Source organism: Salinimicrobium oceani, from assembly GCF_012037645.1.
This window is the reverse complement of sequence record NZ_JAAVJR010000437.1, coordinates 1-502: the sequence shown is the minus strand read 5'-3', so window position 1 is coordinate 502 and position 502 is coordinate 1. Positions and strand designations below refer to the sequence as shown.

1 protein-coding gene is annotated in these 502 nt (G+C 43.0%); it reads left to right on the top strand.

Annotated elements, in window-relative coordinates; all coding sequences use genetic code 11:
* The coding region (locus tag HC175_RS17605) for an E3 binding domain-containing protein (protein WP_209310061.1) at window positions 1–502 on the top strand (502 nt) is incomplete at both ends.

The window sequence follows — 502 nt, the reverse complement described above, 5'->3', positions numbered from 1 at the left end:
TAGGGCAGGTGGTATGTTTGATCGATACAGATGCGCCTAAACCCGGAGGTGGAGAAAACGATTCTAAAGAAGTAGCAAAAGAAGAAAAGGAAGCCACTTCCGCAAAGGAAGAGGAGCTTGAATCTTCAGATAAAAATAAGGAGAAAGCTGAAGCTAAGACCGAGGCTCCTTCTAAGTCAACTACGCCTTCTCAAAAACAGGATACTTATGCAACGGGGACTCCGTCTCCTGCAGCTAAAAAGATCCTTGATGAGAAAGGAATGGATGCAAATTCTCTTGAAGGTAGTGGGCGTGATGGCAGGATCACAAAAGAAGATGCTGTTAATGCCAGGCCTTCAATGGGTACACCCGGAAAAGGAAAAAGAGGAGAAGAGCGCAAGAAAATGTCTATGCTTCGCAGAAAAGTAGCCGAGCGTCTTGTGAGTGTAAAAAATGACACTGCAATGCTTACCACTTTTAATGAAGTAGATATGTCTGCCATTTTTTCTCTAAGAAAACAATA